Origin of the sequence: Micropruina sp. (genome assembly GCF_027492755.1) — a bacterium.
Lineage (GTDB): Bacteria > Actinomycetota > Actinomycetes > Propionibacteriales > Propionibacteriaceae > Micropruina.
On record NZ_JAPUED010000199.1, the window covers coordinates 1 to 18,111 of the forward strand.

Genomic DNA, 18,111 nt, shown 5'->3' on the forward strand with positions numbered 1-18,111 from the left:
CCGTTCGGTGGCGACCACCTGTCCGGAGCGGGCCGACCAGCGCGGCTCGGAGTAGCTGCGGCTGAGCAGGTGGCTGCCCACCTCCTCGACCCAGGCCTCCTCGATCGGTGCGACCGTGCGGGCCCAGAGTCGGGTGGTTTCGACGAGTTCAACAGCCATCACCAGCGGTGGGTTGATCCGCGCCGCGGCCGAGCCGGGACTGATCGCGAACCGGCTGCCGCGGGCGCCCAGGTACTCCCGCGGACCGCGTCGGCGCTTGTCAGCGGGCCGTTTGTCGCCCGGCCTGGACGTGGTGCGTTCGTCCAGCAGGCCGACATGCGACAGCAGCCCGGACAGCACCGCGAGGTGCACCCGGTCGACGCCGGCCGGTTCGGCGTTGCGGGACATGCCCAGGTCACGGCAGACGGTCTTCAGCTGCTCGTTGAGGTCTTCCCATTCCCGGACCCGCAGGAAGTTCAGGTACTCCGCGCGGCACATCCGGCGGAAGGCGTTGCCGGAGCGCTCCTTGCGGGCGGTCCGCAGGTAACGCCACAACCGCAGCAGCGCGGCGATATCGGACGGGTCGCGCGGGGCGTCCTTGCCCTGTTCGGGCGACTCGCTGAAGAACCGGCGGTGCAGCTGATCGGCCTGTTCCTGCTTGTCAGCAGGCCTTTCCCGGACGTCGGGCACGGTCAGCCCGGCCACCACCGCCTGCGCCTCGCGCAGGCAGCCCTGGCGTTCGGCCTCGACCAGCATCCGGCCCAGCCGTGGGTCGACCGGCAGCCGAGCCAGCTGGTGCCCGATCGGGGTCAGCCGGACGCGGTCGTTGCGTCCGCCCCGTCGCCGGCGGCCGCTGGTCGAGACCTCACCAGCCGCCCCGCCGGGTTTCGACAAGCTCAACCCTCGGTCAGTCGAGGCCCCGCCACCGTTGGTCGAGCTTGTCGAGACCCCCTGGGCAGCCTGACCGGGTTTCGACAAGCTCAACCCTCGATCGCGGTCGGATTCGATCGCGCCCAGTTCGGTGAGCAGCCGCAGTCCGTCGCCGATCTGGGCGGCGTCCGGGGGTTCGACGAACGGGAAGCGGGCGATGTCGCCGAGCCGGGCCTGGGCCATCTGCAGGATGACCGAGGCCAGGTTGGTGCGCAGGATCTCGGGTTCGGTGAACTCGGGACGGGCGGCGAAGTCCTCCTCGTCGTAGAGCCTGATGCAGACGCCGGGCGCGACGCGGCCGCAGCGTCCGGCACGCTGGTTGGCCGAGGCCTGCGAGATCGGCTCGATCGGCAGCCGCTGCACCTTGGTGCGGGCCGACCACCGGGAGATGCGGGCGAAACCGGGATCGATCACCGAGCGGATGCCGGGCACGGTCAGCGAGGTTTCGGCGACGTTGGTGGCCAGCACCACCCGCATCGTGGTGTGCCGGGCGAACACCCGATGCTGTTCGTGTGCCGACAGCCGGGCGAACAGTGGCAGGATCTCCACCTCGCGGCGGGTCAGCTGCGGCCAGTCCAGGCCGGCGATGGCGTCCGCGGCGTCCCGGATCTCGCGCTCTCCCGAGCAGAACACCAGGATGTCGCCGTCCGGGCCGTCCAGCATCAACTCGGTGACGGCGTCGCAGATGCCGTCGATGACGTCCCGGTCGGTGCCGGACTCGATGACCGGACGCCAGCGCACCTCGACCGGGTAGGTGCGGCCGGAGACCTCGATGATCGGGGCGCCGCCGAAGTGTTCGCTGAACCGGGCGGTGTCGATGGTGGCCGAGGTGACGATCACCTTCAGGTCCGGACGCCGCGGCAACAGCTGTTTCAGGTAGCCGAGCAGGAAGTCGATGTTCAGGCTGCGTTCGTGTGCCTCGTCGATGATCAGGGTGTCGTAGCGGCGCAGGTCACGGTCGTGGCCGATCTCGGCGAGCAGGATGCCGTCGGTCATCACCTTGACCTTGGTCTGCCGGCTGGTCTTGGCGGTGAACCGGACCTGATAGCCGACCACCTCGCCCAGCGGCGTCCCGATCTCCTCGGCGATCCGTTCGGCCAGGCTGCGGGCGGCGATCCGGCGCGGCTGGGTGTGGCCGATGCGTTCCCGTCCGGCGGCCAGGCAGAGCTTCGGCAGCTGGGTAGTCTTGCCCGAACCGGTCTCGCCGGCCACGATCACCACCTGGTTGTCGCGGATGGCGGCCACGATGTCGTCGGCCCAGGCAGCGATCGGCAGCGCGGCATCGACCGCCAGCTTCAACTGCTCCCCGGACACGGGCGCCCAGCCTAATACGCCAACCGCTCGCCGGTGACCAAGGGAACCGTCCCCAGTGACCAAAGGAACCCTCCCGGCGACCGAAAGAACCGTCCCTGGCGACCGCGGGGACGGTTCCTCTGGTCACATCGACGGGAGAAACCACACCACGTACCGGGGGTTACTTGACCAGGATCACCGGGCAATTGGCGAAGGTCATCAGACCCCGTGCCACGCTGCCCACCGAATAGGTGGGGAATCGGACGTCGGCCTCGATGACCAGCACCGAGACGTTCTCGCTGAACGAGGCCAGCTCATCGACCGGCGAACCGTAGCGGACCTCGGTGGTGATCTCGGGAAGGCTGATGTGCCGAGCGACCACCTGCTCGACCTGGGCCGCCTGGTGCGCCTCGGCGCTCTCGATCGCGGCGTCCACCTGGTCCTGGCTGACGTTCAGCCAGAAGATCCGGCTCTGTGGCGCGCGGCAGACGCTGACCACCTTCACCGGCCGTCCGGCGAACAGCGGATTGCTGAGCGCCCACTCCAGCGCGAGCGCACCGGGGCCGTCCGCGTCGAGCGCGACACCGATCGGGGCATCCTCCTGGGTGGGGACGTCGGCGACCACCACCAGCGGGCAACGCACCGCACCCGCCAGGCCGACCGAGGTCGACCCGGAGAACGGACGGTTCCGGCTGGTGTGCGCCCGGCGTCCCACCACGACCATCGAACAGTTCTGGCTCAACTGGGTCAGCACCCCGACCGGCGTGCCGACCGCGACCTTGATCCGGATCCGCTTCTTGGCCGCGCCGAGCGAATGGGCGGTGGCGGCCGCCTCGGCGAGCAGCTTGCGGGCCGTCGCCTGGACGGCGTTGGCATCGAACACCACGCCCCAGGGACTGCTCACCACCGTGTCGTCGGCCACGTACACCAGGTGCAGCATGGTTTTCGTCGCCGCGGCGATTCGGGCCGCGTACTCCAATGCCCGCACCGCGTCGTCGGACGCGTCATAGCCGACCAGGATGGGGGGCGGACCGGCGTAGGGCTTCGGCATCGCGCCTCCTCCTTCAGAGCTTGGCGATCGAGCGCCCCGCGTAGTGATCGGGCAGCACGCCGATCACGATCGGCCGGTCGCCGGGCGCCCACGGGTCGGGCATCTCCTGGGGCAGCGTCGCCACCGGCGCGCCGGACATGCCGTGCACCAGCACGCTCCATCCGGTCTCGGTCTCGGCGTCCAGGTCGTCGACCTGGAAGGAGACCTCGACCGGATGGACCAGTTGAGCCAACGGCGAGCCGGCCGCGGTACGGAAGACGATCAGGTCGTCGACCAAGCCGTAGCTGACGGGCAGAATCTGCACACCGGACGGCGAGTTCCAGCCGACACGGCCGAAATTGCGGGTGGCCAGCAACAGCCGACACTCCGTCGCATCAAGGGTGGTCAGGTGCCCGTACTGCGCCATAGAGATGACCCTACTGCCTTTCGGACGCCTCCCCCAGTTCCCAGTCCCGCACTTCCGGCATGTCTTCCAGGTGTTCCACGATGTAGGCCTCGTGCCGCGCCAACTGAGCCTGGCAGAACCGCATCAGGTCGCCGGATCCGCGCCGCGTCACCTTCATGTTGTTCAGTACGTCCATCACCAGGTGATAGCGCGAGGCCCGGTTCCGCACCACCATGTCGAACGGCGTCGTGGTGGTGCCCTGCTCGATGAAGCCGCGGACCCGGAAGCGGTCGGCGTCCGGGCGTCCGTGCACCAGCTGATGGATGGCACCCGGGTAGCCGTGGAAGGCGAAGATCACGTCGCGGTTGTCGGTGAACAACTCGTTGAAGTAGAGCTCGCTCATACCGTGCGGATGATCCTTGGGCCGCTTCAGCGTCATCAGGTCCACGACGTTGACCACCCGCAACCGGATGTCCGGCAGGTGCTTCTTGATCAGCTCGGCCGCGGCCACCGTCTCCATCGTCATGATGTCGCCGGCGCAGGCCATCACGATGTCGGGCTCCGCCGCGTCCTCGGGCGTCCCGGCCCATTCCCAGATCGAGGCGCCGCGGGTGCAGTGCTCGACCGCCTCGTCCATGGTCAGCCACTGCGGCTGCGGCTGCTTGTCCTGGACGATCAGGTTGACGTAGTTCTTGCTGCGGAAGCAGTGGTCGGCGACGCTCAGCAGGCAGTTGGCGTCCGGCGGCAGGTAGATCCGGGAATGCTCCGAGCCGCCGTTCAGCACCACCTGGATCAGGCCCGGGCCCTGGTGGCTGAAGCCGTTGTGATCGTTGCGCCACGCGGTCGAGCTGACCAGGATGTTCAGGCTCGGAATGTCAGCGCGCCACGGCAGATGGGACGCCTCCTGCAGCCATTTGCCGTGCTGGATGGTCTGGCTCGCCGACACCATCGCAAAGGCCTCGTAGGTGGCGAACAGGCCGTGCCGTCCGGTCAGGTTGTAGGCCTCCAGCCAACCGTGGCAGTTGTGCTCGCTGAGCACCTCCATCACCCGGCCGTCCGGGCCGAGTTTGACGTCGTTCTCGTTGACCTCTTCCATCCAGGCCCGGTCAGACGCCTCGAAGACGGCGCCGAGGCGGTTGGAGTTGGTCTCATCGGGGCAGAACAGCCGGAAGTTGTCCGGATTGCGGCGGTACGCCTCACGCATGAACTCGCCCAGCTTGCGGGTCGATTCCAGCTTCTCGGTGGCGCGCTGCTCGACCGGGACGGCCAGGTCGCGGAAGTCGGGCAGGTCGAGCGGCACCGACAGCAGACCGCCGTTGGCGTAGGGCGTCCCGGACATCGACTTGGACTTGTCGGGGTTCGCGCTGCGCACCAACTCGACCGGATGCCCGTTGTCGTCGAACAACTCCTCGGGGCGGTACGACCGCATCCACTCCTCGAGTTGTTTCAGGTGGTCGAGGTTGGTCTTCACCCCCGACAGCGGCACCTGGTGGGCACGCCAGGTACCCTCCACCAACTGGCCGTCGACGATGTGCGGGCCCGTCCAGCCCTTCGGGGTACGCAGCACGATCATCGGCCAGCGCGGACGTCCCGGCGCGGCCTCACCGGCACGGGCCTTGCGCTGGATCTCCTTGATGGACGCGTAGGCGCGGCCGAGCGCCTCGGCGAAGCGGTGGTGCATGCCGGGCTGGTCGTGGCCTTCGACCTCGATCACCTCGTAGCCGTGGCCCTCGAACAGTTCGCGCACTTCCTCGCGCGGTTTGCGGGACAGCACGGTGGGGGCGGCGATCTTGCCGCCGTTGAGGTGCAGCACGGGAAGCACGGCACCGTCGTGGGCCGGGTTGAGGAACGAGATGCCCTTCCAGGATCCCTCGAGCGGGCCGGTCTCGGCTTCGCCGTCGCCGACCATGGCGATGGTGAGCAGGTCGGGGTTGTCGAAGACCGAGCCGAAGGCGTGGATCAGCGCGTAGCCGAGTTCGCCGCCCTCGTGGATCGAGCCGGGCGTGGTGACCGAGACGTGGCTGGGGATGCCGCCCGGCGCGGAGAACTGCCGGAAGAACCGCAGCATGCCCTCGGTGTCCTGGGTGATCCTCGGGAACGCGTCGGTGTAGGTGCCCTCGAGGTACGAGGCGCCGACGAGTGCCGGGCCGCCGTGGCCCGGACCGGTGATGTAGAGGCAATCCTGGCCGGTGTGCCGGATCAGCCGAGAGACGTGGGCGTAGACGAACGCCAGCCCGGGGCTGGTGCCCCAGTGGCCCAGCAGTCGCGGCTTGATGTGCTCAGGGGCGAGCGGCTCGTGCAGCAGCGGATTGGCCATCAGGTAGATCTGCCCGACGGTCAGGTAGTTGTTCGCCCGCCACCAGGCATCAATGCCGGCGAGCTCGGACTCGGTGAGTTCGGGGAGGGTTACTGACATGGCCTCCACGCTAGCCACCATCGACCGAACACAAACGGAGTTTGCGAGAAGTTCATCTTTCGCCGCTGGTTGGTCGAGCTTGTCGAGACCCCTCGGAAGGATCTCGACAAGCTCGATCAGCGGTGGTGAAGCTTCTCAGGCCTCCGAGGCGAAGGTGGTGCGACCCCGCAGCTTGGACGCCAGATGCTCGTCGATCTCGTCGGCGACCACCGACACTGTCCGCAACGCCTGCTGCAGGTGGGCCGGGACGAACGGCTGGGCGAAGATCGACAACGACACGAACACCCGGTCCTTGATCAGCATGAACCGGACGAAACGGGCCTCGGTGTTCAGGTCGCTGAGCACCTCCATCGCCCGGCTGCGTCCTTCGACGTCGTGGACGACGGCCGAGAACACCAGCACCTCCTGGGCGTCGGTGGTGGCCCGGACGAACACCATGGTCGAGCCGACCCGCAGCGCGAAGTCGCCGTCGGCGTCCTGCAAGGGTTGATGCCCCAGCAGCTCGGTGAGTTCGGCACCGATCAGCCGGTCCAAGCCGGCTTTGGTGGCGACCAGCCGGGCCGCGAGATCGTCGTCGTCGAAGGTGGTGGCGGGCGCCTCGCGGGCCCCGGGCGGAGTCAGGATCTCGGCGAGCTGGTCGGGCGCCAGGAACGCCGGATGCGGCACCTGATACACCTCGCGGAGCACCTGCGCGGCAGCTTGGGCCAGCTCGGCGGCGTCTTCCTGGCTGCCGGTCCGCCAGAAGTTGGCGGTGGGGTGCGCGCCGTCCACGTTCGGCGGCTCCCAGCCCAGTTCCTCAAGGGCCGCCAACTGGTCGGCGGTCAACTGGAACTCTTCGCTCAGTTCGGCGTTGCCGGCGGCCTCGACGGTCAGCACGCCGCCGGCCGAGCAGCGGAACACCACGAACGGCGCGGTGCCCTCCTGTTCGGTGGCCAGCGATCCGATCCGCAGCGAGGCGTCGGGATCCATGTGCGAGATCACCTCGCCGAGGCGTCCGGCGAACTCCGACCACGATTCGTCGGTGCTGCGTTCCAGGTCGAAGCCGTATACCTCGCTGGCGTTGTTCGGGTCGTCCACGCGTCCAACCTAGCCCTGTGCGCGACGGACGGTCACGTAGCATGACCGCCGATGTCCCCGCGCAATCACCTGATCGACCTCTCCAGGGCCCTGTCCGTGGTCGTGGTGGTCACCTTCCACTGCCTGCTGTACCAGATCGTGGTGGTGGACGGCCGTCCGCAGGTGGTGCCCTGGGCACCGCAGCCCCATGCGGCGTGGTGGACGGCGAGCTGGTTCGTGATGATCATCCCGCTGTTCTTCATCGCCGGCGGCTTCGCGCATGCGCTGGTGATCGACCGGATGCGCCGCGAAGGCAGCAGCTACTCGCACTATCTGGCGGCCCGGGCGCGTCGGCTGGTAGGCCCCTTGCTGCTGTTCGTCGGCTTCGCCACAGTGCTGAGCACCGCCGGCGCCTGGCTGTATTCGGCGGACGTCAGCGTCGGCCTGAGCGTCCAGTTCGCCCAGCTGCTGTGGTTCGTGGCGATCTATCTGGTGATCGTCGGCGTCGCGCCGCTGATGGTGACCCTGCACGACCGGTTCGGGATCTGGCCCCTGCTGGTGCTCACCGTACTGGCGGCCGCCGTGGACGCCTGGTCGTTCGCGGCCGGCGACCCGGGGCTGCGCTACTGGAACCTGCTGACCGTGTGGCCGATGTGTCATCAGCTGGGCATCGCCTACCACCGGGGCTGGTTCCGGCGTGGGCCGGTGTGGATTCCGGTGGCGGTGGTCGTCGCCGCGGTGGTCGCGATTCCGGTGCTGGTGTTCGGCCTCGGGTATCCGGCCTCGTCGATCGGTCTGGGCGACATCCCGATCGCGAACGTGCTGCCGCCCACCATGGCGATGATCGTGCTGGCCTGCGGACAGACCGCCGCGCTGGGGTTGCTGGAGCGCGCCGGGGTGGCCCGGACGCTGCCGCCCCGGGTCGAGCGCGGGCTGGGCCTCGCGAACGCGCTGGCGGTCACCACCTACCTGTGGCACATCCCGTGCATCACGATCGCCGGCGGGTTGCTGTTCGGACTGTCCCGGCTGGCTCCCGGACTGACCGGAGCGGCGCTCTCCCAGGCCGCGGTGGTGCTGGTGACCTGGCTGCTCATCGTCGCGCTGATCCCGCTGATCGGACGGCTGGAGTACGCCCTGATTCCTCCGCTGGTGCGGACGCCGGGCCGAGAGGCGGTCGGCGCCTACCTGCTGCTCACCGCCGGGACGGCGCTGGTCTGGCTGCACGGCACGGTCATCCATCCCAGTGAGCCCTGGTCGTCGGCCGGGCTGCTGCTGCTCGGGGGTGGCATGACCTGGCTCGCTCACGCGATGAGAGCGCCCGCCCCGGCCACCACTCGGACGCCGACTCCCCCGCCCATAGACTGAAGCTCGCGGCGACGGAAGGTGGTGCGGTGGATCCGACCCAATGGGACGCCCCCTTCCCCCTGATCGTGACGGCGCTGTTCATCATCGTGCTGACCCGGTCGAACGCCACCTACTGGGCCGGACGCCTGGTGGCACGCGGTGCCTCCCGCACCAGGGCCGCACGGTGGATGGAGACGGCCGGCTATCGGCGCGCGATCGAGCGGCTGAACCGCTGGGGGGCGCCGGCGGTGAGCGCCTCGTTCCTGACCATCGGCGTGCAGACGCTGATCAACCTGGCGGCGGGTGCCGTCCGGATGCCACTGACCCGCTACATACCGGCGACGATCGTGGGGTCGATCGCCTGGGCATTTCTCTACGGCACGGTCGGGTTCGTCGGCTTCGAAGCGTTCTCCCTGCTGTGGGAGCACTCCCCCGTCGTGGCGTCGGGTGCCGCTGTGGTGGCGTTGGCCGCGCTGGCCTGGTTCGTCGTCCGGCAGGTGCGGCAGAGCCGCGCGACGACTGGCCCCGAGCCGGCCGCACCCGCGGAGGATCGACCCATTGTTGGTTGAGCTTGTCGAAACCCCTTGCCAGCCCTGCGTCATCCGAGTCTCGACAGGCTTGACCGACGGTGCATGGGTTTCCTCGGCCGGATTCGCCGGATCCACCGCATGGGGCGCGCAGCCCGCTTAGGGTTGCTCTTGTGGCTGGTCGAGCATCCGCTGGATGGGTACCCAACCAGCACGGTGCCTGGGCGATGCTGGCGGTACCGATCGCGGCAGGCCTCACGCTTCGTCCCACGGGGTCGGCCTATGCGCCGTTCCTGGCCGCCTGCTGCGTACTCGGCTATTTCGCCTTCCACGCCAGCTCGCAATGGTTGAAGAGCGCTCCCGTGCGGCGCGGACGCTATCGGCCGGCGATGCTGGCCTACACGGCACTCGCGCTGGGCGTCGGCGTGATCGCCCTGGCGCTCGGCGGCTGGCCCCTGCTGCACTGGCTGCCGCCCGTCGTCGCGCTCCTGGCACCCGCGCTCTGGCTGGCGCAGCACCGCAACGAACGCGCCCTTCTCGGCGGGGCGCTGACGACCGCAGCGGCCTGCCTGACCACCGTCATCCTCGCTTACCGATCACCGGCGGCGGTCGTCGCGGACTGGCCTGAGGCACGAACCGCGCTGCTGCTCGCCGCGACCCTGTTCGGCTACTTCTTCGGCACCGTGCTGCACGTGAAGAGCCTGATCCGCGAGCGTGGCAACCCTCGCATCGAGCACGCCTCCACCGTCTGGCACCTCGGCTGGACCGCGGCCAGCGTCCCGCTGTGGGGCTGGTTCCCCGGGCTGATCTGGACGGCGATCTTCGCCGCGACCACGATCCGCACCGTGGCATTGGTACGGTTCGCCCGATCCGGCCCTGTTCGTCCGCTCACCATCGGCCTCATCGAAGTGGCGTTGAGCGCACTGGTGCTGGCCGGCGTCCTGGTCACCGCCGGCAGCTGAGCTGACCACCGGACGACCGGACCGGAGATCCCGGCGTCCGCCGGGATGACGGGGCCTCCGCTGGTCGAGCTTGTCGAGACCCCTCCCGCGGCTTCGAAGGCTCAATCGGCGAGCGACACGCGGGCTACCCTCGACATCGCCATACATACTCGGTATATGCTCACCGACCAGGAGATATACCGAGTATGTAGGAGTCGCTGATGTCTGTACGACTGGGGCTGCTGGCGTTGCTGGCCGAAGGTCCGCGCTATGGCGCCGAGCTCAAGGCTGGGTTCGAGCAGCGCACCGGCGGCACCTGGCCGGTGAACGTCGGTCAGGTGTACACCACCCTGGACCGGCTGGAGAGGGACGGCCTGGTCACCGCCGGCGAGAGCGATGCCGAGGGACGCATCCGGTACGCGCTGACCGTTGCGGGACACGACGCGGTGACCCAGTGGTGGCGGACGCCGGTCGACCGGCAGGCGACCCCACGCGACGAACTGGTGATCAAACTGGCCATCGCTATCACCTCGCCCGGCGTGGACTCCGCCGCCGTCGCGCAGGCCCAGCGGTCGGCCACCATGCACCGGCTCCAGCAGGCCACCCGGCTGAAGCAGTCGATCGATCCGGCGTCCGACCTGGCCTGGCTGATGGTGGTCGAACACCAGCTGTTCGCGGCCGAGGCCGAGATCCGCTGGCTCGATCAGGTCGAGGCCAGCGTCGCCCGGTTCGGTGCGACCGTGCCGGCCACGCTGGAAGTCGACGCCGAAGACACCGTCGAGGCCCGCCGATGAACACGCCGGCGCTGCGGCTCACCGATGTCGTGCGCACCCACGGCGGCGGCGACACCCTGGTGCATGCGCTGCGCGGGGTATCCATGGAGGTCTGGCCCGGCGAGCTGGTCGCCGTCATGGGCCCCTCCGGCAGCGGCAAGTCGACGCTGTTGAACCTGGCCGGCGCCCTGGACCGGCCGACCGGCGGCGAAGTCGCCATCGACGGCGTCACGCTGAGTGGTCTGAAGCCCGAACAACTGGCCCAGCTGCGCCGCCGACGGGTCGGCGTGGTCTTCCAGAGCTACAACCTGATTCCGGCACTGACCGCCGCAGAGAACATCGCTCTCCCCCTGGAGTTGGACGGCCAGGCGGCGCTCGCGGCCCGGCAGGAGGCCCGGGCGGTACTGAAGGACCTCGGCCTGGGCGGACTGGCGGATCGGTTCCCCGACCAGCTTTCCGGCGGGCAGCAGCAGCGAGTGGCGATAGCCCGGGCACTGGTCGGTGAGCGCCGGCTGGTGTTGGCCGACGAACCGACCGGTGCGCTGGATTCCATCACTGGCGAGGAGGTGCTGGCAGTGCTGCGGGCGCGTTGCGACGGCGGAGCCGCCGGTCTGCTGGTGACCCACGAACCACGCCATGCCGCCTGGGCCGACCGGGTGGTCTATCTGCGCGACGGCGTCGTGGTGGACGGCACCGCCGTCCGCGATGCACGGGTGCCGGCGTGAGCACCGCGACAGCAGCCCGGACGGCGGCCGACGTTCCGCTGGGGCGGCCCCAGCCCCGAGTCCACTCTTGGTGGACCGGATGGCGGTTGGCACTGCGGATGGCGCGTCGGGACGTCCGGCGGGATCGGGGACGGAGCTGGTTCGTCTGGCTGATGATCGCGATTCCAGTGGCTGTGATCGCCGCCTCGCAGGTGCTGGTCGCGTCATTCGACCTGTCGCCGCGGGAGTGGACCACACTTGCCACGGGCGGAAACCAGGCCAGTATCGACTGGACCGGGCATCGGTTCGAGCCCGACCTGAACAGCCATGGGCAGGTGGTCGGCGACGACCCCGCGCCGGCCGAGGCACCGGCGCTCCCCGGCTGGGGAAAGACGCTGGCCTTGCGCCAGGCCGCGGTCGCGCGATTCCTCAACCGTCCTGTCGCCACCGTCACCTGGAGCACTCCGACCTTCGGGGTCGCCGAGCTCGGACTGATGATGGTCGGCGCCGATCCGCGCGATCCGTCGATGTCGGGGGTGATCCGGCTGACCGAGGGCCGGCTACCGGCCTCGCCCCACGAGGTCCTGGTCACCGCGCACGGCGTCCGGTCCGGCCTGCCGACCAGCGGGGACGTCCGGCTCACCCTCGGCGACGCCGTGGCCGGCTACACGGTGGTCGGACGCGCCGACCTGCAATTGCTCGGCAGCTATGACCTGATCGGCTACCCCCAGCCGGTGCACGATGAACTGGGTTTCCTGGTCCCCGGCGATCGGCCGGTGACCTGGGACGACGCGACCCGACTCGCCCGCTACGGCTTCCAGACCACCAGCCTCGACATTGTGGCGCACCCGCCGAGACCACTGCCGACATCGGGGCCCGGTTTCGGGGTTGGCGAGGTGGCCCTGGTCGTCGGGCTGGTGGAGGTCGCTCTGCTGGTCGGGCCCGCGTTCGCGATCGGCGCCGCCCGGCAGCGGCGCAGTCTGGCTTTGGCGGCACTCAGCGGTGCCGCTCCGCGGCAACTGCGGCGGGTGGCGCTCGGACAAGCCTTGCTGCTCGGCTCGACGGCCGCGCTCACCGGCACCCTGGTCGGCGCCGGGGCGGGCATCGCGCTGTGGCCGGTGTGGGCGTCCGATCCGACCGAGACCCACGGCCCGCTGGACGTGCCGGTCGGGGCGCTGACACTTCTCTTCGTCCTGGCCGTGCTGACCGCGCTCGGCTCGGCGCTGGTCGCCGCCCGCGGCCTGGCCCGGATGTCGCTGGTCTCCGCCCTGAACGGCACCGCCCGCTCGGCTCCGCCCGGACGCGGCGGCCCGATCGCCGGTGTGCTGCTGCTCGTTGCCGGGGTTGCCGTCACCTGGTGGTCCGTCACGCTGCCCCGCGGCGCCGGATCGCCGGTCATCTGGCTCTGCCTGGCCGGCGGGCTGGCGGCACTGGCTGGCCTCCTGCTCGGCATGCCCGCCCTGCTCCGGGTGTTGGCGCGGCTGGGTGCCGCTGCTCCGGTCGCCCTGCGGATGGCGCTGCGCGACCTGGCCCGGCACCGCGGCCGGGCAACGGCGATCATCGCCTCGGTGGCCGGCGGGGTGCTCATCCTCACCGCGATCTGGACGTCGATGGGCAGCACCGAGGCCGATTCGGCCCGCCGGCACCTTCCGATCACCCGCACCGGTCAGGCCGTGGTCGAAGGTGTGGCGAGCGAATCGGGCCTGGCCGGGCTCGCAGCCACCGTCCGCTCCGTCGACCCACGGCTGCGCACCACCCCGGTGGCGGGCGTTGACGTGCCTAAGCCCGGATCCGACGGCGAGACCCTCAGCATCGCGGCACTGCGGAAGGGCTGTACGGCAGCCGACGTGTCCGGCGGGACGGGACGGGTGCGGCCGGAGTGTCGCTCGCTGGTCGCGTACACCGGAACCGGGGTCCTGGTCGGAACGACCAGGGACCTGGTGCGGCTGTTCGGGCTGGACGCCGCCCAGGCCGACGCCCTCACGCACGGCAGGCTGCTGGTGAACACCGAGCCGGTAACGGAGTTCGAGGGCACCACCGTCAACGAGTTGGACCACGGACGGCTGCACGTCGTCTACCTCGACTATCTCGTCGGGCCGGAGCCGCGGGCGGCGTCGTTCCCAGCCGTCGCGATCAGCAGCGAGGTGATCGGCCGCGGCGCACCGCCGGCCCGCTACTCGGTGCTGGCCAGCACTACAACCGCCGCCTCGCTCGGCTGGTCGGTGAATGGCTGGCAGCTGCTGGTGGACGACCCGGACGGGCCGATCACGCCCGAAACCGAAGGGGCGCTGCGCGAGGCACTGGCCACCCCAGGTATCCACTTCCAGGTGGAGCGCGGTTTCGTGCCGGAGCCACAGCCCGTGCTGTGGCTGATCGCCGGCACTCTTGCCCTGCTGGCTGTGATCGGCGCGGCTATGTCGACGATCCTGGCCGCTGCGGAGTTGCGTCCGTTCCTGGCCACCTTCGCCGCGGTCGGTGCGCCGCCGACGCTGACTCGGCGGCTGGCGATCGCGCAGGCCGCCGTGCTGGGTTTGCTGGCGTCCGGTCTGGGAGCGCTGCTCGGGATGGCGGTCGGAGCCCCGATCGGCATCATCTCCACCAGTTGGAGCGGAGAAGAACCAGTGGTGGCGCTGCCCTGGCTGACCGCGGGCCTGTTCGTGGTGGCGGTGCCGCTGGTCGCCGGAGCAGTGGCCGCGATCTCCACCTCTGCGAAGCCCCCGTCGATCACGGCGCGACCGGATTGAGCCCGGCGCTCGTCATGGCAGCGGTGCCGGAGATCCCGGCGTTCGACTCACAGCCGGGATGACGCGGCGGTGGAGTGGCGCGGACGGCGGGCTCCGGGGGTTCCGACGAGCTTCAACCAGCGTCAGTCGAGGGTGATCGCCAACTTGCCGACGGCAGTGCCGGAACGCAGGACCTCATGCGCCTCGGCCAGGGTGTCCGGGCTGAGACCGGCCAGTGTTCGGGTCAGCGTGGTGCGGATCCGGCCCTGTTCGACGAGTTCCGCGGTGCGGGCGAGCAGGCGTCCCTGTTCGGCGACGTCCGGGGTGTCGTGGATGATCCGGGCGAACATGTACTCCCAGTGGAAGCTGATCGCCTTGGTCTTCAGCGCACCGAGTGGACCGGGATCGTCATCGACGGCGACGATCTCGCCGAACGGCTGCAACAGGTGCTGATAGTCGTCGAGGTTGCCGGCGGTGAACGAGGAGAAGATCCAGCGGAGGCCGTCCGGAGCAACCGCAGCCACCTCGTCGCGCAGGTTGCGGTGACCGACCACCGCATCGGCGCCCAGGTCGCGCACCCAGGCCCGGCTTTCGTCACGGCTCGCGGTGGCGATCACTGTCACGCCGGTCAGCACCTTGGCGAGCTGGATCAACACGCTGCCCACTCCCCCGGCGCCGCCGACGACCAGCAGCACTCCCCGGCTCTCGGGGATCAGCCGGAACTTGTCGAACAGCGACTCCCACGCGGTGATGGTGGTCAGCGGCAGCGCGGCCGCTTCAGCCCAGTCCAGGTTGCGTGGCTTGTGAGCGACGATCCGGGAATCGACCGCATGCAACTCGGCGTTGCTGCCCGGACGGCTGATGTCACCGGCGTAGTAGACCTCGTCGCCGACCGCGAACCCGGACGCCTGCGCACCGACCGCCTCGACGACGCCGGCCGCGTCGTAGCCCAGCTGCGTGCTCTCACCCGCACCGAGGCGCTTGAGCACCTTGGTGTCGACCGGGTTGACCGAGACTGCGCGGACCCGGACCAGCAGGTCGTGGGGGCGCAAGGCGGCAACCGGTACGCGTTCGGCGGTGAAGGCCGCCGCCCCGGATCGCCCGGCATGGGCGATCCAGGCGGTGGTGTGCTCGACCATCGGATCAGCTGCAGCCGCTGGTGCTGCCGCAGCCCTCGCAGATGTAGCAGCTGCCGCTGCGCCGCATCTTGGTACCGCAGGTCAGGCACAGCGGAGCGTCGATCGCCATACCGGAGATCCTCTCCAGCACCTCGGCGGTCGAGTGCGGCCGGGCCTCCACCAGGGCCGGCTGCAGCGGACCCTCCTCGTGGACCTTCACGTCGTCACCGGCGTCGTTCTTCAGCGACTCGGAGTCGATCAGGTTGGCCTCGTCCTCTTCAGACAGGTACGAACCGGTCTCGACGTAGCGGGCACGTTCGGCCGAGGTGTAGATACCCAGCTCGGCACGCTCGTCGAAGGACAGATAGTCGAGCGCCAGGCGACGGAAGATGTAGTCGATGATCGACTGCGCCATCCGGATGTCGGCGTCGTCGGTCATGCCGGCCGGCTCGAACTTCATGTTGGTGAACTTCTGCACGTAGCTCTCCAGCGGCACGCCGTACTGCAGCGCGATCGAGATGGCGATCGAGAAGGCGTCCATCACGCCGGCCAGGGTCGAGCCCTGCTTGCCGAGCTTGAGGAAGACCTCGCCCAGGCGTCCGTCGTCGTAGGCACCCGCGGTCATGTAGCCCTCGGCACCGCCGACGGCGAATGACGTCGTCCGGCTGGCCCGCGACTTCGGCAGCCGCTGCCGGCGCGGGCGGTACTCGACCCGCACTTCGGGCTCGGCCTTGACCTTGACGGCAGCCGGCTCTTCCTTCTTCTTCGCGTCGGACAGCGGCTGACCGACCTTGCAGTTGTCGCGGTAGACCGCCAGCGCCTTCAGGCCGAGCTTCCAGCCCTGCAGGTACACCTCGGCGATCTCTTCGATCGTGGCCGTCTCGGGCAGGTTGACCGTCTTGGAGATGGCTCCGGACAGGAACGGCTGCGCCGCGGCCATCATCCGCACGTGACCCATCGGCTTGATCGCCCGCTCACCCATGGCGGTGTCGAAGACCTCGTAGTGCTCGGTCTTCAGGCCCGGGGCGTTCACCACGTGGCCGTGTTCGGCGATGTACTCGACGATCGCCTCGACGGTCTCTTCGGTGTAGCCCAAGCCGTGCAGGGCACGCGGAATGGTCTGGTTGACGATCTGCATCGACCCGCCGCCGACCAGCTTCTTGAACTTGACCAGCGAGAAGTCCGGCTCGATGCCGGTGGTGTCGCAGTCCATCATGAAGCCGATGGTGCCGGTCGGCGCCAGCACGGACGCCTGCGCGTTGCGGAAACCGTTGGCCGCGCCCAGGGTGACGACCTTCGCCCACTCTTCGGTGGCCACGTCATGCACCGTCGAATCGAGGTCGGTGAGGGTGCGCACCTCGTCATTGGCCGCCTGGTGCTTGCGCATCACCTTCTGGTGGGCCGAGGCGTTGCGCGCATAGCCGGCGTAGGGGCCGACGATCGCGGCCAGTTCGGCCGAGCGCCGGTAGCTGGTGGCGGTCATCAGCGAGGTGATGGACGCCGCCAGCGCCCGCCCGCCCTCGGAGTCGTAGCCGCGGCCGACGGCCATCAGCAGCGCACCCAGGTTGGCGTAGCCGATGCCCAGCTGACGGTAGTCGCGGGTGGTCTTGCCGATCGCCTCGGTCGGGAAGTCGGCGAAGCAGATCGAGATCTCCATCGCGGTGATGACCAGCTCGACGGCCTTCACGAAGGTGGCCGCGTCGAAGGTGTCGTCGTCGCGCAGGAACTTCAGCAGGTTGAGGCTGGCCAGGTTGCAGGAGCTGTTGTCCAGGCTCATGTACTCCGAACACGGGTTGGAAGCCGTGATCCGGCCGGTCTCGGGGTTGGTGTGCCAGGCGTTGATGGTGTCGTCGTACTGGATACCGGGGTCGGCGCACTCCCAGGCGGCCTTCGCCATCTTGCCGAAGAGCGCGCGGGCATCGACGGTATCGATCACCTCGCCGGTCATCCGGGCCCGCAGGCCGAAGTCGGCGCCGTCCTCGACCGCACGCATGAACTCGTCGCTGACCCGGACCGAGTTGTTGGCGTTCTGGTACTGGACGCTGACGATGTCCTTGCCGCCCAGGTCCATGTCGAAGCCGGCGTCGCGCAGCGCACGGATCTTGTCCTCTTCCCGCGCCTTGGTCTCGATGAACTCCTCGATGTCGGGGTGGTCGACGTCGAGCACGACCATCTTCGCGGCCCGTCGGGTGGCGCCGCCCGACTTGATGGTGCCCGCAGAGGCGTCGGCGCCGCGCATGAAGCTGACCGGGCCGGAGGCCGTCCCGCCCGAGGAGAGCAGCTCCTTGCTGGAGCGGATCCGGGAGAGGTTCAGGCCGGCACCCGAGCCGCCCTTGAAGATGAAGCCCTCTTCCTTGTACCAATTCAGGATCGAGTCCATCGAGTCGTCGACGCTGAGGATGAAGCAGGCACTGACCTGCTGCGGGGACTTGGTGCCCACGTTGAACCACACCGGCGAGTTGAAGCTGAAGTACTGGCGCAGCAGCATCCAGGTCAACTCGTGCTCGAAGATCTCGGCGTCGGCCGGCGTCGCGAAGTACCCGTTGTCCTCACCGGCGCGCCGGTAGGTGGTCACCACGCGGTCGATCAGCTGCCGCAGGCTGGTCTCGCGGGCCGACGTGTTCAGTGCGCCACGGAAGTACTTGGTGGTGACGATGGTCGAGGCGTTGACGCTCCAGAAATCGGGAAACTCGGCACCTCGCTGCTCGAAGACGGTCTCCCCGGTCTTCCAGTTGGTCTGGACGACGTCGCGCGCCTCCCAGGTCACCTGGTCGTAGGGGTGCACGCCCTCGGTGGTGAACACGCGCTCGATGGTGAGCCCCGGTCGCTTCGCGGATCGACGGCTTCCGGCGCGAGCAGTTTCGGTCATCT

13 protein-coding genes are annotated in these 18,111 nt (G+C 69.3%); 6 read left to right on the forward strand and 7 right to left on the reverse strand.

The window, feature by feature from the left end; all coding sequences use genetic code 11:
- The 5 genes from hrpA to Q0066_RS13665 all read right to left on the reverse strand — a co-directional run.
- On the reverse strand, positions 1-2,223 hold a 2,223-nt coding region (gene hrpA / locus Q0066_RS13645), incomplete at its 3' end, for an ATP-dependent RNA helicase HrpA (protein WP_298133796.1).
- A gap of 160 nt (positions 2,224-2,383) precedes the next feature.
- Complete coding sequence (locus tag Q0066_RS13650; RefSeq protein ID WP_298133798.1) at positions 2,384-3,253, reverse strand: universal stress protein; 870 nt, start codon at positions 3,251-3,253, stop codon at positions 2,384-2,386.
- 13 nt (positions 3,254-3,266) lie between these two features.
- Positions 3,267-3,659: a pyridoxamine 5'-phosphate oxidase family protein gene (locus Q0066_RS13655; RefSeq protein WP_298133800.1), complete on the reverse strand. Its 393-nt coding sequence runs from the start codon at positions 3,657-3,659 to the stop codon at positions 3,267-3,269.
- A 10-nt stretch (positions 3,660-3,669) separates the two neighbouring features.
- Positions 3,670-6,054 (reverse strand): phosphoketolase, encoded by a 2,385-nt coding sequence (locus Q0066_RS13660; RefSeq protein WP_298133802.1) that lies wholly within the window; start codon positions 6,052-6,054, stop codon positions 3,670-3,672.
- 135 nt (positions 6,055-6,189) lie between these two features.
- On the reverse strand, positions 6,190-7,131 hold the full coding sequence (locus tag Q0066_RS13665; RefSeq protein WP_298133803.1) for a YbjN domain-containing protein: 942 nt from the start codon (positions 7,129-7,131) through the stop codon (positions 6,190-6,192).
- 51 nt (positions 7,132-7,182) lie between these two features.
- Between Q0066_RS13665 and Q0066_RS13670 the strand changes: the two genes are divergently transcribed.
- The 6 genes from Q0066_RS13670 to Q0066_RS13695 all read left to right on the forward strand — a co-directional run bounded on the left by Q0066_RS13670 (position 7,183) and on the right by Q0066_RS13695 (position 14,143).
- A complete protein-coding gene (locus tag Q0066_RS13670; protein WP_298133805.1) occupies positions 7,183-8,475 on the forward strand; it encodes an acyltransferase in 1,293 nt (430 codons plus the stop codon).
- Positions 8,476-8,501: 26 nt separating this feature from the next.
- Positions 8,502-9,023, forward strand: a complete 522-nt coding sequence (locus Q0066_RS13675; protein ID WP_298133807.1) for a VTT domain-containing protein — start codon at positions 8,502-8,504, stop codon at positions 9,021-9,023.
- Positions 9,024-9,154: 131 nt separating this feature from the next.
- Positions 9,155-9,943, forward strand: coding sequence for a YwiC-like family protein (locus Q0066_RS13680; protein ID WP_298133809.1), 789 nt, complete (start codon positions 9,155-9,157; stop codon positions 9,941-9,943).
- Positions 9,944-10,143: 200 nt separating this feature from the next.
- Entirely contained in the window at positions 10,144-10,716 is a 573-nt protein-coding gene (locus Q0066_RS13685; RefSeq protein ID WP_298133811.1) for a PadR family transcriptional regulator, read from the forward strand.
- Entirely contained in the window at positions 10,713-11,420 is a 708-nt protein-coding gene (locus Q0066_RS13690; RefSeq protein ID WP_298133813.1) for an ABC transporter ATP-binding protein, read from the forward strand. Before Q0066_RS13685 ends, Q0066_RS13690 begins: the two co-directional genes overlap by 4 nt.
- 152 nt (positions 11,421-11,572) lie before the next feature.
- Positions 11,573-14,143, forward strand: a complete 2,571-nt coding sequence (locus Q0066_RS13695; RefSeq protein WP_298133815.1) for an FtsX-like permease family protein — start codon at positions 11,573-11,575, stop codon at positions 14,141-14,143.
- A gap of 122 nt (positions 14,144-14,265) precedes the next feature.
- On the opposite strand, the gene Q0066_RS13700 is transcribed toward Q0066_RS13695, so the two are convergent.
- Both Q0066_RS13700 and Q0066_RS13705 read right to left on the reverse strand, forming a co-directional pair.
- Positions 14,266-15,261, reverse strand: a complete 996-nt coding sequence (locus Q0066_RS13700) for a zinc-binding alcohol dehydrogenase family protein (RefSeq protein ID WP_298133817.1) — start codon at positions 15,259-15,261, stop codon at positions 14,266-14,268.
- 4 nt (positions 15,262-15,265) lie between these two features.
- A complete protein-coding gene (locus tag Q0066_RS13705; protein WP_298133819.1) occupies positions 15,266-18,109 on the reverse strand; it encodes a vitamin B12-dependent ribonucleotide reductase in 2,844 nt (947 codons plus the stop codon).
- Positions 18,110-18,111 lie beyond the last annotated feature (2 nt).